This is a genomic window from Vibrio sp. 05-20-BW147 (assembly GCF_013369385.1).
Lineage (GTDB): Bacteria > Pseudomonadota > Gammaproteobacteria > Enterobacterales > Vibrionaceae > Vibrio > Vibrio floridensis.
The window spans coordinates 118403-132092 of sequence record NZ_SZTO01000007.1 but is presented as its reverse complement, the minus strand read 5'-3'; the positions used below and the strand labels follow the sequence as shown (position 1 = coordinate 132092).

12 protein-coding genes are annotated in these 13690 nt (G+C 48.1%); 2 read left to right on the top strand and 10 right to left on the bottom strand.

Annotation, left to right across the window (positions count from 1 at the left end; translation table 11 throughout):
* Positions 1 to 89: 89 nt before the first annotated feature.
* From FC652_RS08150 to FC652_RS08140, 3 genes are read right to left on the bottom strand one after another with little or no spacing between them, the layout of a single operon-like run.
* On the bottom strand, positions 90 to 1319 hold the full coding sequence (locus tag FC652_RS08150) for an ABC transporter substrate-binding protein (RefSeq protein WP_176298181.1): 1230 nt from the start codon (positions 1317 to 1319) through the stop codon (positions 90 to 92).
* Entirely contained in the window at positions 1316 to 2752 is a 1437-nt protein-coding gene (locus FC652_RS08145) for an ATP-binding protein (protein WP_176298180.1), read from the bottom strand. Before FC652_RS08145 ends, FC652_RS08150 begins: the two co-directional genes overlap by 4 nt.
* The gene (locus tag FC652_RS08140) at positions 2742 to 3449 is read right to left on the bottom strand and encodes a response regulator transcription factor (RefSeq protein ID WP_176298179.1); all 708 of its coding nucleotides are present in this window, start codon (positions 3447 to 3449) and stop codon (positions 2742 to 2744) included. Before FC652_RS08140 ends, FC652_RS08145 begins: the two co-directional genes overlap by 11 nt.
* 235 nt (positions 3450 to 3684) lie before the next feature.
* Here FC652_RS08140 and ptsG point away from each other — a divergent pair, with 235 nt between their 5' ends.
* Complete coding sequence (gene ptsG / locus FC652_RS08135) at positions 3685 to 5127, top strand: glucose-specific PTS transporter subunit IIBC (RefSeq protein ID WP_176298178.1); 1443 nt, start codon at positions 3685 to 3687, stop codon at positions 5125 to 5127.
* 103 nt (positions 5128 to 5230) lie between these two features.
* Here ptsG and FC652_RS08130 read toward each other — a convergent pair whose 3' ends face one another.
* Complete coding sequence (locus FC652_RS08130; protein ID WP_176298177.1) at positions 5231 to 6457, bottom strand: MFS transporter; 1227 nt, start codon at positions 6455 to 6457, stop codon at positions 5231 to 5233.
* A gap of 91 nt (positions 6458 to 6548) precedes the next feature.
* On the opposite strand from FC652_RS08130, the gene soxR reads away from it, so the two are divergent.
* On the top strand, positions 6549 to 7004 hold the full coding sequence (soxR, locus tag FC652_RS08125) for a redox-sensitive transcriptional activator SoxR (RefSeq protein WP_176298176.1): 456 nt from the start codon (positions 6549 to 6551) through the stop codon (positions 7002 to 7004).
* On the opposite strand, the gene FC652_RS08120 is transcribed toward soxR, so the two are convergent.
* The 6 genes from FC652_RS08120 to FC652_RS08095 form a co-directional block, all read right to left on the bottom strand.
* Positions 6999 to 8549, bottom strand: coding sequence for a cryptochrome/photolyase family protein (locus FC652_RS08120; protein ID WP_176298175.1), 1551 nt, complete (start codon positions 8547 to 8549; stop codon positions 6999 to 7001). The genes soxR and FC652_RS08120 overlap by 6 nt on opposite strands.
* Before the next feature lie 88 nt (positions 8550 to 8637).
* Positions 8638 to 9444, bottom strand: a complete 807-nt coding sequence (locus tag FC652_RS08115; protein ID WP_176298174.1) for a helix-turn-helix transcriptional regulator — start codon at positions 9442 to 9444, stop codon at positions 8638 to 8640.
* Between the two features lie 5 nt (positions 9445 to 9449).
* The gene (locus FC652_RS08110) at positions 9450 to 9989 is read right to left on the bottom strand and encodes a YbhB/YbcL family Raf kinase inhibitor-like protein (protein WP_130196275.1); all 540 of its coding nucleotides are present in this window, start codon (positions 9987 to 9989) and stop codon (positions 9450 to 9452) included.
* Between the two features lie 187 nt (positions 9990 to 10176).
* Complete coding sequence (locus tag FC652_RS08105) at positions 10177 to 10578, bottom strand: NUDIX hydrolase (RefSeq protein ID WP_176298173.1); 402 nt, start codon at positions 10576 to 10578, stop codon at positions 10177 to 10179.
* A 99-nt stretch (positions 10579 to 10677) separates the two neighbouring features.
* Positions 10678 to 12828 (bottom strand): ATP-binding protein, encoded by a 2151-nt coding sequence (locus FC652_RS08100; protein ID WP_176298172.1) that lies wholly within the window; start codon positions 12826 to 12828, stop codon positions 10678 to 10680.
* 12 nt (positions 12829 to 12840) lie between these two features.
* Positions 12841 to 13350, bottom strand: a complete 510-nt coding sequence (locus tag FC652_RS08095; protein WP_176298171.1) for a molybdopterin-dependent oxidoreductase — start codon at positions 13348 to 13350, stop codon at positions 12841 to 12843.
* Between the last annotated feature and the right edge of the window lie 340 nt (positions 13351 to 13690).

Genomic DNA, 13690 nt, shown 5'->3' with positions numbered 1-13690 from the left:
TCTATTGTCGGCGATAAAGCTTAAACCAATCTCTAAGAACAGAATCGTTCGTGTGATGGCGATTAGCACTGGTCCATCTAATGGGATGACTAATGGTTGACGGATATCGACAAAATACGACGAATGACCTCATTTTCACTGATGTCGGGGTTACGGAAAAATCGAAAAATTTCTGAGTTGATCGCTTGTTGTGCAACGGGGTTGACTGCCATGGAGTCCGTCATACTCGGAACGGCCAAACCGTTAGCGGAGGCGAACTGAAAGTCGTGATAAGACTGCTGCTGACAATCGTTAAAGTGGTTGAGATCGATGTCAATGCGAACGGGAATTGACCCTTTAACGCGATTAAAACGTTGTTGGAACGCTTTGTCTGCCAGCACCCTTGACAACTGTTCCGCCTGTGGTTGAGAAAAGGTTTTACTCGCCATGAAAATGAAACTGTCCATGTTGTAGAGAAAAATTTGGTGAGATTGCGGCGCGGGGTGACAACTAATATGCTCAGGCACCGAGATGTTTCTTGCCAATAAATCGCCAAGAATCCAATCTCCGCCCAACTGAAAGAGCGCTTTGTCTTCGGCCAATGCTTGCGTTGCGCTGTCCCACTTGCTCTGTTTACTCGCGGGTGTGGTTAACAGGCTGATGTGCCTAAGTTGGCTAAGGGCGAGCCTCATTTCCGCTGAATCGATATTTTTCTTATCTAACTGTACCAGAGCGGTTTTGTAAAAGGTGACGCCACCTGCGGCAATCACCAAACTCTCAAAAAGTTGGGCGATTTGCCACGGCTGTTCTCCTATCGCGAGCGGAGCGATACCCGCTTGTTTGGCTTGTTCCATGGCGTTGAAAAGTTCTGGCCATGTTGTTGGCGTGGTTAGGTTGAGCTGCTTGAGCAGCTTTTGATTGGTCCAAAGAAGGTTGAGACGATGTAGTGTGAGTGGCAGGGCAACGTAGCCGTTATCCGTTTTGTTGATGTCGATGGCAAGTGGGTAGAGTACCTCGTCCCATTTCATGGTTTGAGCGGTGTGATTAATCGGATGCAAGATGCCGATCGCATCCCAAGACTTAATGCTTGGCCCTTCAATCTGCGCAAAACTTGGCGTGTTACCCGCCAACGCACGTGCTTGCAAAACCGTCATCGCACTGTCGCCGCCACCTCCGATCACCGCCGAAGGATGAACAGAAAGGTGGTTTTGCCTGAGATGGCTTTCAAGCACTTCCAACGCTGCACGCTCGCCGGGAGAAGTCCACCAGTGAAGAAACTCAAACGTTTGTGAATACACAGAAAGCGGGAACAGTGCGAGAGGAAGAAGGGTCATTTTCATAACGTTTCCCTCGGAAATGATAAGGTGGCACAGAGTCCATTTTGTGAGGTAAGGGTTAAGTTGAGTTCGCCACCATGGGCTTTGATAATGCTGCTCGAAATGGTCAGTCCTAGCCCGTTACCCTCAACGCGCTCACTGGCACGGTAGTAAGGCTCACACAGTTTTTCCAGTTGCTCGGGGCGCAGGTTTGTTCCCTCATCGGTCACCATGATTTGCACCCGATCATCTTGGTTTTCTAACTGGACATGCGCACGTTTTCCGTATTTTAGCGCGTTGTCGATGAGATTTTGCAACGCCCGTTTGAGAGCGAGAGGTTTGCCTGAGATACAGATATCTGTAGTGGAGTTGAGAGTAATGCGTGTGCTATGAGGGTCTAGCCCTGAGGCGATATGCTCCACTAACTTGGTTAGGTCAACAGACTCAATCTCTTCATGGATGTCCGTCTCTTTGATGCATTGTAATGCCCCTTTAACCATGAGATCCAAATCGTTGGCGATTTTGCTAAATCGCGCGCGTTCAAGTTCATCATCCAGCATGTCGGCACGGAGTTTTAGGCAGGCAATGGGGGTTTTTAAATCGTGAGAAATGGCGCTAAACAGCATTTCTCGATCTTTGATGTGACTGTCGATTCTCGCATTCATTTTATTGAAAGCGCGGATGGCGGCTCTCAGTTCTGTGCTGCCTTCTTCTTTCACTTTGGGTACCTTGAGACGGCTTGACATCAACGTGGCGGCTTTGGCTAACTGGCGGATGGGGCGAATTTCTCGTCGTACGACAAACCAAGTACAAATCAGCAGTAACAGCGCAGACAGCAGCAAGGTAAACCACTCGCGCAAGTCAAAATAATGCGTTTCTAAGTTTACGTAAGGAGCTGGTAATACGGCGGCGAGATAGAACCACTCGTTCTGTTCCACTTCAATTTGCATGACCAAAATCGGTGGATTGAGGTCACCCAGAGAGAGTGAGTAGTGCGCCCACAACATCGGCAGTTCATCAATAGGCAGTTCGTTGTTAAACACTCTCAAATCGTCTCGGCGAGTAAACTCCACTAAGGTATTAGGCGAGCCTTGAAGTTCAGCATTGAGTACGGATTTTACTTCTTCTATCACCAACGTTTTGCGCTGGCTATCCGGCAATGGTCTTACGTAAATCGGGTGATTGTTTAAGGAGACAAAAAAACGTGTGCCTCCCATGTTTCTGAGCTGATTCAATACGAGATGGCGATACTCAGAAGGCAAAGTAGAAAAGAAAGAGATGGTGGATGAAGCGCTTAGGGCCAAGCTGCGAACTGTCGTAAGTAACCCCGCTTTGTCTCGTTCACTCGCATGCTGGTACCAAATGATGCCAGCGAAAAGCTGCGCGGAAATGATCACCAGCAGTAAGAAAAGACTGGTGCGTGTAGCGAGAGAGTTTAATGAGCCACTAGCTCTCATAGTGTGCACCCGCGGTCAGCATGTAACCTTTGTTTCTTACCGTCAGAATCAGCGCTCTTTCTTTATCTTCGAGATGATGGCGCAAACGGCTGATCTGCACATCGATCCCGCGTTCAAATGGGTCTGCGTCTCGCCCCCAAATTTCTCTGGCGATATCATCGCGAGACAAAATGGATTCTGCGTGGGAAAGAAACAGTGCCAGCAAGGAGAGATCGGCACCACTGAGTTGTTTTATTGTTTGGCTAGGGCAGTGAGTGAGTTGCCGGGTTACGGTATCAAGTTGCCAGTCATCAAAACGAATGCGACGGGTGAGGCGTGTATCATGGTGGATTTGGCTGCGACGTAAAATGGTTTTTATGCGTGCTAATAACTCACGCGGGCTAAAGGATTTGGTGATGTAGTCATCGGCCCCCATCTCAAGCCCTGCAACGCGATCTGCCTCTTCTGAGACCGCGGTAAGCATGATAATGGGCACATCGGAGTGGCGGCGTATTTTCTGACAGAGCGTAAAACCGTCGTCTCCCGGCATCATAATATCGAGAATGATCAAATCAGGTTGGCATTGCTCTAATTTTTGCCACATGATTTGACCGTTTTCCGCACATTGCACCTCAAATCCCGCTTTTCCTAAATACTCTGAGAGAGCTTCACGCAGGTCTTGGTTGTCATCCACGACGAGAATCAACTTGCTGTCCATAGCGCACCATGATCGTCTGTTTTGTGTGCAATTATGATGCAACGCCTCGCAGCTGAACTCAATCGATAGTGTTGTAATTTGCTGCTTACAAAGGTGTTTTTTTGTAAGAGGTCACTTACAAACTGATAGCGCTTTGTAACCTTCACCGAAAAATTTGGCAGTACTCTTAAATGGAAATTATGAGGCCATCCATAGTGGTCATGGCGAGGATACTTGACTCCAAGTAGGAGGGATTATGTTAGGTAATGCATTTGGACAATTGCAAAAAATAGGTCGCTCGTTGATGCTGCCTGTGGCGGTGCTACCCGTGGCGGGTTTGATGCTCGGTATCGGTAACGCTGGGTTTGCGTTTATCCCCGAAGCACTCAGCAAAGTGATGCTGGCCGCAGGGGAAGGGGTGTTTGGTAACATGCAGCTGATGTTTGCCGTTGGTGTGGCGCTGGGGCTGTCGAAAGGGAATGACGGCGCAGCGGCACTGGCAGGTTTAGTCGGCTTGATCATCATGAACGCCTCTTTGGGCATTGTGACCGGATTGAGAGGGCTGGAAACCGACGCGACGATCATGGGGGTCAATACCCTGCAAACTGGGGTGTTTGGCGGTATCATTATTGGCGCGGTGGCGGCGCTGATGTACAACCGTTTCTATAATATTCGCTTACCAGAATACTTAGGCTTTTTTGCCGGCAAGCGGTTTGTACCGATTGTTACCGGATTAACGGCGATTGTTGTTGGGGCACTACTGGCGTTTGTGTGGCCACCAGTAGGCCAAGCGTTAGATGTTTTTTCTCATTGGGCGGCGTATCAAAATCCCGTGTTAGCTTGGGCAGTGTATGGTGCGGGTGAACGTTCTCTCTTGCCTGTGGGTTTGCATCATATCTGGAATGCGCCTTTCTTCTTTGAAGTCGGTAGCTATGTGGATCCACAAACCGGAAAAGAGTTTACGGGCGAGCTCACTCGTTTCTTCGCCGGCGATAAAACCGCGGGTTACTTGGCGGGTGGCTTCATGTACTCGATGTGGGCATTACCTGCGGCGGCGCTAGCCATTTATCATTGCGCAGCCCCAGAGCGCAAAAAACTGGTTGGTGGCTTGATGATGTCGGCAGCACTCACGTCTTGGTTAACGGGTATTACTGAGCCAATTGAGTTTACCTTCCTGTTCGTCGCCCCAGTGTTGTATATCATCCACATTTTCCTAACGGGCATCGCGTTTGCACTCACCGCCTTTTTGGAGATTAAACACAGTACCGACTTTGCTCACGGCGCGATCCAGTTTTTCTTGTACTATCCTATGTCAACGAACGCGTGGATGTTCTTCATTATTGGCCCGATTTGGGCTGCGCTCTACTACGGGTTGTTTCGATTCTTGATCGTTAAGTTGGATTTAAAAACCCCAGGTCGAGATAACGACGCCGTGGAAGTCAAAATTGCTGGTGCACCAGAAGCGATTGCGTTGGACATCGTGTCGGCACTTGGCGGTAAAGCCAATATCAAATCGGTCGATGCGTGCATTACGCGCTTGCGTGTTTCGATGAAGGATATTTCACACGTGGATGCCAACAAGCTCAAATCGCTGGGGGCACGAGATGTGTTGATTATTGGAGATAGTCTGCAAGCGATTTTCGGCACCCAGTCCGACAACCTAAAGACGGAAATACACACGGTACTCGCAACCGCTTAGTGATGTGTTCTAACTTGCCAGCTCCTGACACTCCCCCTGTTTGTTTTTGTCTGGTAAGCAGCCAACCTCTTAGGAGGTTGGCTATTTTCATTTTTACTCCGGCTTATGACGCTTCCAAGACGTGGTTAAAGCGTGATGGTTTGGTCAGCACATAGATAGCAAGGCTAGCAGCGGCAATAACGACCGCGGCGCTGATAAAACCCAGCTCCGTAGAAGCCATCGTACTCAGCAAGGCAATAAGTAGGTAGCTTAAGCTTTGAACTAAAGTTGAAAACATCGCCAGTCCACCATCCACTCTTCCTCTTTGTTCAATGGCGATGGTGTGGTGCATCCAGTTGGTTCTTGCGATGCGATTGAGCGCATTAAAAAAACCAAAGACGAGGGTGAGGATGATAAGGCTTAAAGGATCGTTAAACAGGCTCATGCCCATCAACGCGAAGGTGAGTGCAACCATGGCATAGAAAATGGTCGTCGCATACGGGCGCTTGGACAATAAGCGCTGAATAAACAGCCCAGTTAGCAGAGCCCCAACGCCAAACGCGATGCTGTAGCTAGCAAACCAATGGCCAGATACGTGCTTTTCGGCAAACCAAATGGGCACTAGCTTACCTAAAAAGGTGACAACAGGGTACGACAGGCAAGAGAGTAGCACGACCGCAAATAGCCTTGGTTTTGCGGCAAAAATCGTCCGGCTTTCCGTTACTTGATGCCAAAAGTGCCCACTCGAGGTATGTCGTAGTTGACGGCGATAGGGCGTCAGTGCATAACAGAGGGTGGCAATCAACGAGGCCGTGGCCGCAAAGAGCGCGAATTCTCTCACTCCCCAAAGCTCCAATAGCATCACCCCCAATCCGCCGGCACCCAAAGTGGTCGTCTGCAGGACAATTTCTTGTTTACCAGAAATGGCGGCGTACTCGTGTCGCTGATAATTTTCCTGCGTGAAGGCATTGTTACTGTTCCAACCAAGATTACTGGAAAGCCAGAAGATCAACTGAGCGGCAGCCAACAACCATGGTGAGTTCAGGCCCAAGCTATAAATCAGCGCGATGGCCGCCGCAGTGGATGCTTGAACCGCTTGATTGACCACCAAGATTTTTTTGCGTGAATGACGGTCAACCATGGTGGCGAAAATGGGCGCAAAAAGAAAAGCTACCGTGGTACAAGTTAAGGCAGTGAGCGCGACAAACGTGCCCATGTCGGGTGTTTGTAGCATCATCCATGGTAACGCCATCATAAACAGTCCCGATGAGATCCCATCAAAAAAGAGGCCGGTGAGGTAAGGCAAGGTACGATGGCGTGTTGCAGGTGGCATATTCATTATTTTCTCCATGTCGACTGACGTATTTGTTGCTACTCTAAAAGCTCAACCTAACTTGAGGTAAAGCGTTTTTTCAGCCAAATAGCAAAGGAGTCTAGGGCAGATGGAATTGAGCGTCGGAGAAGTGGCGAAACGAGCGGGTGTAAAAGTGTCGGCACTGCACTTTTATGAGCAAAAAGGGTTGATTAGCAGTTGGCGTAATCAGGGCAATCAGCGACGATACCATCGCAGTGCGATCCGCCGTATCGCCGTGATCAAAGCGGCTCAACAGGTGGGACTGACTTTAGAAGAGATAGCTCAAGCGCTGGAATCACTTCCCAAACACCAAGCACCAAGTAAAGCGCAATGGGAAGCGATGGCAACAGGTTGGCATGCGATGCTTGAACATCGGATTTTGCAGCTCAAAGCGCTGCAAAATGATTTGGGCGGATGCATTGGCTGCGGATGTTTGTCGCTAGAGAGCTGCAACTTACGAAATCCTCAGGATGAAAAAGCCTCTCACCATCTCGGAGAGTCGTTACTCACTCAACCTGAAGATGAGGATTTTGTCACTTCATAACGACTCAATGTGATGAAGATAATGGCGCGCTGTCGACAGAATTTGCGCCTTTTCTTCATCCGTTTGCTTGTACCAATTGTTCATCACCAGAGACATCCTCGGGTTGTGGTTAAATGCACTCTGGTGTTGATCGATGAAGTGCCAATACAGGCTATTGAACGGGCAGGCACCTTCTCCACTGCGTTGCTTCACTTGATAAAAACAGTGTTTGCAGTAATCGCTCATCTTGTTGATGTAGGCCCCACTGGCCGCATACGGTTTGGTGCCCACAATGCCCCCATCTGCATGCAAGGCCATTCCGCGTGTGTTTGGCATTTCCACCCATTCGATCGCATCGATATAAATACCCAAATACCACGCATCCACTTGATCGGGGTGGATGCCTGTCAGCAGGGCGAAATTGCCAGTAATCATCAGGCGTTGAATATGGTGAGCGTAGGCGTATTCTAGCGATTGCGATACGGCTTCACGCACACAGGCCATTTTGGTCTCTCCGTTCCAAAAATAGCTGGGCAGAGGGCGAGTGGCGGCTAACGCATTGGTGGTGGCATAGCTGGGCATTTCACTCCAATAGACCCCGCGGACGTACTCGCGCCAACCTAAAATTTGCCTTACAAAGCCTTCGATTTGTGCCAGTGTTATTCCATGCTCTGGGTGCTGATAGGTCGAAATTGCCGCATGAATGACCTCCATCGGCGAGAGTATCTTGCTGTTTAGAGCAAAAGAAAGTCGGCTGTGATACAAACTCCATGCGGCATTGTGCTGGTTGGTCATCGCGTCTTGAAACTGGCCAAAATGAGGGAGGCACACTCGACAAAAATGAGCAAGCAAGTTGAGGGCTTGGCCGCGATTGATAGGCCAAATCAGTGTTGATTGAGCGACACCAATGGTTTTAATCCGATGGCGTGTGAGGCGAGCGAGAATCGTCTCAACGGAGTTGGCAAATAACAGCGGTTTTGGCAAGGCGTCGAGATCGGCTGCTGAGAGTTTCTTGCGGTTATCAGCATCGTAGTTCCATTTCCCGCCAAGTGGTTTTTGTGCTTCATCGAGCAGTAACTGATGCGTTTTGCGCATGCGCCGATAAAAGTGCTCCATCAATGGTGGGTTCCCTTTTGGGAAGGACTGTGGGATGTGCTCAAACGGCACAATAAAGTGTTCGCTGTCTACTGCTTGTATCGTGGTATTAGGGATGTCGAGTTGGGCGAGTTGTTGTGCTAAGCGATACTCATCGGGACGTTGGTATTCAAACTGGCTGACCTGATAAGACAGGCAAAGGTGCACTATCCATTCGCAAAGTGATGCTTTTTCTACCGACTGATCCAAATCGATGTACTGGACCTGATGTCCTGCTTGTTGGAGCGTCTGGGCGAACTGTTCCATCGCAGCAAAGAAGGCACAGATTTTTTGCACATGGTGTGTCACGTAATCGGTTTCTTGTTTGAGTTCGATGATCAGATATAAGGTGTCATCGCTCACTTGATCGAACCAAGAGTGCTGTGCATTAAGTTGGTCGCCTAAAATGAGTCGTAGCCGAGTGAATGTCATCTTCTCCTCGCGAGTGTGTTTTTGCTGCTGTATACGATTAGCTGTTGCATACGAACCGCGGCGAAAAACGATCAAACTGGCGCTGTGCTCAATTCGGCAGTGTTTTGCAATACTCTCTCGGAGAGAGTCCAAAGCGCTGGCGAAAGCGTTGACTGAATTTATCTGGCGATTGGTATCCGCACATCAATGACAACTCTGCGGTTTTACGATGGCCTTGCTGCATCAGGCTTAGTGCATGGCTAAGCCGTACTTTTGACAACACTTCACGATATTGAGTGCCTTCCTCTTTTAAGCGGCGGATCAAGGTCGCTTTGCTGATGGCGAAGTGCTGACAAGCGTCTTCAATTTGATGATCTTTACTCGGCTGTTGGGCGATAAACTCACTCAGCTTTTGCTCAAAGCTTTGGCCTTGTGGCGCAAACATCAAATGCAGCCCCCCTCGTTCTGCCAATTGCTGATAGAGGCCGTACAGCCAGAACGTGAGCGTTTCTGTACTCAATTCGCCAAGCGGTAATCCGGCGAGCAAATTCAGCGTATGGTTGAGGGCTTTATCACAGCGAACCACAGGGTGATGAAGGGTGAGATGTGGCGTGGTCGTGCCATTACGTTCACTCAGCGACAGCATTTCTGATGTGGGTGGCAGAGAGAAGCAAAATTGGCGAGATGAAAATTGCCCAGCTTGAGGAAGATTCTCGAAATGGAGCGCGTGGTTGGCACGGCACAGTAGCAGGCTGTGAGCATCAATATCCAAGGTGGTTTCTTGCCAATAAAGGCGCTTACTGCCAGTGGTAATTTGGATAATGCTGGGAGTGAGAATCGCCACATTGCGCAATGCTTGCGTGTGAACACCACGGTAGTAGGCAAGTTGCATCAATGATTTCATTGTCACTCCCATACGAATTATCGAACGTAAGTTGCGGTTAACGTTGCTTTATCTAACGCCATCGCGTTGAGCATAAAACCCACTAGAGCGGGTGAGCTGTTGCCATCTAAGTCTAACTTGGCTTCAGGTAATGCCCAAACGGTAAATTGATAGCGGTGCATGCCATCACCCTCTGGCGGACAAACGCCGCCGAATCCTTTTGCGCCATAGTCGTTACGGATCTCCGTTGCGCCTACTTTCTTAAGGTCAACGCCACGCGGTAATTCCGATACATTGGCTGGGATATCAATGGCAGACCAATGCCACCAACCACTGCCTGTAGGGGCATCTGGGTCGTACGCTGTGATGGCAAAACTTTTGGTGCCTTTAGGCGCGTTCTGCCAGCTCAGTTGAGGGGAAAGGTTATCGCCGCTACAACCGAATCCTGTAAATTCAAAAGTTTTCGCCATACGTTGCCCTTCCATAATGTCATGGCTAGTGAGGCTAAAATCGCCAGCATAGCTGGTGGATGCGGCAACAGAGCTAAGCAGTAGTAGGGCGATAGATGAGTATTTCATGCTGATGTTCTCCTAATGGTGTATGAGAACCATTGTAAGAACCTCAGGATAGTTTTCTCGCTTGAAAGTGTCACTGTTTTTAATATTTACTTGGAAATGATTCTTTTAGTCTGTTTTCTGGTTTTTATGTAACGGTGTGATGCTGCACCGTTTGACGCTCACACGGTACGCGGAGCATCAATGCGAGCTAAAACAACCCCTCAGCTTGTAAGCGAAGTAGTTCTTTAAGTGCGGTCTTATCCGCCTCGGTCGCTGGGGCGAAGTCAGTGACCTTGCTCCAAAAGACAGTGTCCGCTTCGTGGCTTTGGATCTCACCTTGCCATTGGGTCACCACGTAATAATGCAGCAGCTGCAGCTCAGAGGTTGGATGGTAGAGCGAACAGAGATAGTGATACGTCAACGCATCGACGCCAAGTTCTTCGCGGATCTCTCTTAGCAGAGTCTCTGTTTGGCTTTCTCCGGTTTCCATATGCCCACCGGGAATGGCAACCATATCCGGATCGCAAGATTTCTCTTTGCTACGTTGCTCAAGCAACACTTGATCTTTATTCACTAAGAGAAAAGAAACACATTCATGAATGGTGGTCATTGGTCTTACTCGTGTTAGGGATAAGCCTGATCGGCGTTTTGGGAAAAAGGTCAAGGACGATGGAAACAAACTCAGCCACAGAAAACGAGTGTTTTGTCGTCAAACTGTGCGGCTTTTCACTAACTGCGTGTGGCAGTGTGTATCGATGATGGTTTGTAGGGCGTCTAAGTTGAAGGGTTTGGCTAACAGATCTTCAAATCCAGCTTGACGATACTTTTGTTGGTCTTCTTCAAAGACGTTAGCGGTGACGGCGATAAAGACAGTGTGATGACCGAGTTGCTCGGTTTTAATCACTCTCATTGCTTGTAATCCATCCATCACGGGCATTTGGATATCCATGAGCACTAAATCGTAACGGTGTTTCCTTAAGTAATTAAGCGCCTCTTCACCGTTGTTGACAACATCGGGTGTAATACCTAAGCGAGAGAGAAAGTGCGTGGCGACCAACTGATTAATATGAACATCTTCCACCAAGAGCACGTGCAGCTCTGGATAGGTTCGATGAGGCACTTTTAGCGGTGTGAAGGTTTGAGTGACTCTACCTGCCAGTAGATCAAAGAGGCGATAAGAGACATAGGGCTTACTCAGGTAGTGGACTCGCGAGTTCCTATCGACGTTTTCTTGCTGTTCAATATCTGTAATGACGATGATCTTTCTGCCTTGTGCCTCTTCGTGCAGTGTGGGTAGCACATTACTGATTAAACGTTGATTAGAGTGATAGTAAATAAAGTAGGGTTCAGAGTGCTCTGCCAAGGCAGCCAGACGGTTGATATCGTGTTGAAGTATAGCGCAGTAGTCACTGCCATCGTTGTGGACCATGATGTCGTGCGGAGAGGGTGGTTTGGGCTCAATGTGTGGTGCATGCAACAGTGGTAGCGTTAGCGTTAGGCTAATTTGCGTGCCACGATTTAGCTCACTTTCGATACGCAAAGAGCCTTGCATCAACTCCGTGAGCTTCTGGCAGATGGCCAAGCCAAGGCCAGTACCACCATATTTGCGCGTGGTCGAATCATCCGCTTGGACAAATTCATCGAACACTTTTTTTAACTGTGCGTCTGACATCCCGATCCCAGTGTCTGAGACTAATATCTGTAGCACAGAGTTGGGTCCACGGTTTTGTACCGCGAACTCAACTTTAATATGTCCTTGATGGGTAAACTTGATGGCATTGGAACAGAGATTACTGATGATCTGAAAAATGCGCAGCGCATCGCCATAAAAAATCATATCACTCTCTTGCGGAGTCAGAATAAAGCTCTCCACGCCGGGATTATGGGTTCGTTCATGAAAAAGGGTGCGTGTATCGTCGATCATGTCTTTAAGAGAAAATTCAGTTTGGTTCAAACTCAGTTTGCCTGAATCAATTTTGCTGACATCAAGAATGTCGTTCATGAGGGCGAGAAGGTGCTTCCCTGAACGGTGAATCAAGTCGATGTATTCACGTATTTGTTCGCTTGCATTGAGGTAATGATCGGTGTCACTCAAGCCAATAATGGCGTTCAGGGGGGTTCGCACTTCATGGGATATATTTGCGAGAAACTTTGATTTGATGTCTGCACTTGCCTCTGCCGCTTTTTTCGCCTCTTTCATCTCAAGTGCTTGTTCTTGAGTGAGTTTGGTTAGGTGTACTTGGTCAATGTAGAGCTTAAATACCAAAGCAATGATCAAGATAGAAATGGCGATGATGGCAAGGTAATACCAATGTTGGCGGTGGTAAAACTGTTCGCGTGAGAGTAAGAAATCGCTTTGATTGTGTTCCACCCGCAAAATAACATTAGAAGTATAGCTATTCCACCGATCGTAAAGCTGATCTATCTCTTGGATGAGACTTGGCATCTGCTGTTTGGCACTTTCTACATCCTGCAACGAGGTGACGGCAGTCGTGAGTTGCTGTAGTCCTTGGTTCATGGCATCGAGTTGAGCAAAATCACCATAATCGGAATGCAGCTCTATGGTCGCGTGGCTTTTAAGATCATTGATGATACTGGCGCGCATGATCCGCGTGCGAGTTTGGGTTCTACCAAGGTTAGATGGGGTTGGTTGAACCAGAAAGTCTTGCAAGGCACTCTTGATGTGCAGCAGTTTGGTTTTCGCTCCAAGATTATTATTCACGATGGAAACATAGGGTGCGATCGCTTGGCTTGTCATGGTCTGATAGGAAAAAAACGCCATGGCGATCAATAAAAACAGCCCGCAGGTTAAGGTCACAAGCAGAATAGCAATAATGGGCAGCCGGCTGATTTGCTTCATTGAGTGTTTCTCTTATTCCACTTTGATTTCGCGAACTTGCCAAACCGAGCGATTGTAATAGAGATCAAAACGAAGCTCGGAATGGTCAGTAAAGGGGTAAACGACAAAAAGTGGCCCTTTATCGTCTAACGTCATCTGCCGGCCATTTTCGTGTGTGGCGAGAATCACCGGATAGTTCGTTATGTCGTCAATGGGAATTGTGGCGACATAATCATCCCAAGCAATCACAATGATATCTCGGCTCTCGGCAGTAATGCCGGCGTAATTGAGCAAGTCAGACAGACGTGGCCCTCGATAACTAAAAACCGAGGCGATGACATGGTTGTCGGTGTTGATGGTCACTTGCTCAAAAGACTCGATTTTGTCTCTGTCAAACAGTAAACCGTTGGGCGAGTTTTTATTGTCGATTTTACCACTGATAGTCAAGATCACTTCGCCTTGCGGAGGTGGATAGATTTCCGCCAAACTCATGTTCGCGTAAAAAACTATCGAGAATGCCAAACCAGCGATTTTTACGTTCATCTCTGTCTTGCCTCATCATTTGCTCATACCTTTGAAAATAGGCCATAAAATCGCCCCTTTCAAACTGAACTGTCGGAAGGTTTACCGATTTTCTGTTGTTTAATGAGCATTCCGCAAAGAGACTTTTTTGTCGCATGTCGTTCCATGCTGTTTTAACGAGGTAAATATCACCGATGGTGGGTGATATTTACCACTTCAATGTAAGATGAAAACGCTTTAAATTTTAACTGTATGATAAGTATTGAAAATGTTTTTGGCATAAATTTTGTTACAAAAGGGGAATTTTGAATTATTTGCGTGGTCTATCTCTGGGTCTGCTGGCATCATGTTTTTTAATGTG

Bases quoted from the DNA above. Each gene is read 5' to 3' on its own strand.
- FC652_RS08150 (WP_176298181.1), bottom strand. From the start codon at position 1,319: ATGAAAATGACCCTTCTTCCTCTCGCACTGTTCCCGCTTTCTGTGTAT.
- FC652_RS08145 (WP_176298180.1), bottom strand. From the start codon at position 2,752: ATGAGAGCTAGTGGCTCATTAAACTCTCTCGCTACACGCACCAGTCTT.
- FC652_RS08140 (WP_176298179.1), bottom strand. From the start codon at position 3,449: ATGGACAGCAAGTTGATTCTCGTCGTGGATGACAACCAAGACCTGCGT.
- ptsG (WP_176298178.1), top strand. From the start codon at position 3,685: ATGTTAGGTAATGCATTTGGACAATTGCAAAAAATAGGTCGCTCGTTG.
- FC652_RS08130 (WP_176298177.1), bottom strand. From the start codon at position 6,457: ATGGAGAAAATAATGAATATGCCACCTGCAACACGCCATCGTACCTTG.
- soxR (WP_176298176.1), top strand. From the start codon at position 6,549: ATGGAATTGAGCGTCGGAGAAGTGGCGAAACGAGCGGGTGTAAAAGTG.
- FC652_RS08120 (WP_176298175.1), bottom strand. From the start codon at position 8,549: ATGACATTCACTCGGCTACGACTCATTTTAGGCGACCAACTTAATGCA.
- FC652_RS08115 (WP_176298174.1), bottom strand. From the start codon at position 9,444: ATGGGAGTGACAATGAAATCATTGATGCAACTTGCCTACTACCGTGGT.
- FC652_RS08110 (WP_130196275.1), bottom strand. From the start codon at position 9,989: ATGAAATACTCATCTATCGCCCTACTACTGCTTAGCTCTGTTGCCGCA.
- FC652_RS08105 (WP_176298173.1), bottom strand. From the start codon at position 10,578: ATGACCACCATTCATGAATGTGTTTCTTTTCTCTTAGTGAATAAAGAT.
- FC652_RS08100 (WP_176298172.1), bottom strand. From the start codon at position 12,828: ATGAAGCAAATCAGCCGGCTGCCCATTATTGCTATTCTGCTTGTGACC.
- FC652_RS08095 (WP_176298171.1), bottom strand. From the start codon at position 13,350: ATGAACGTAAAAATCGCTGGTTTGGCATTCTCGATAGTTTTTTACGCG.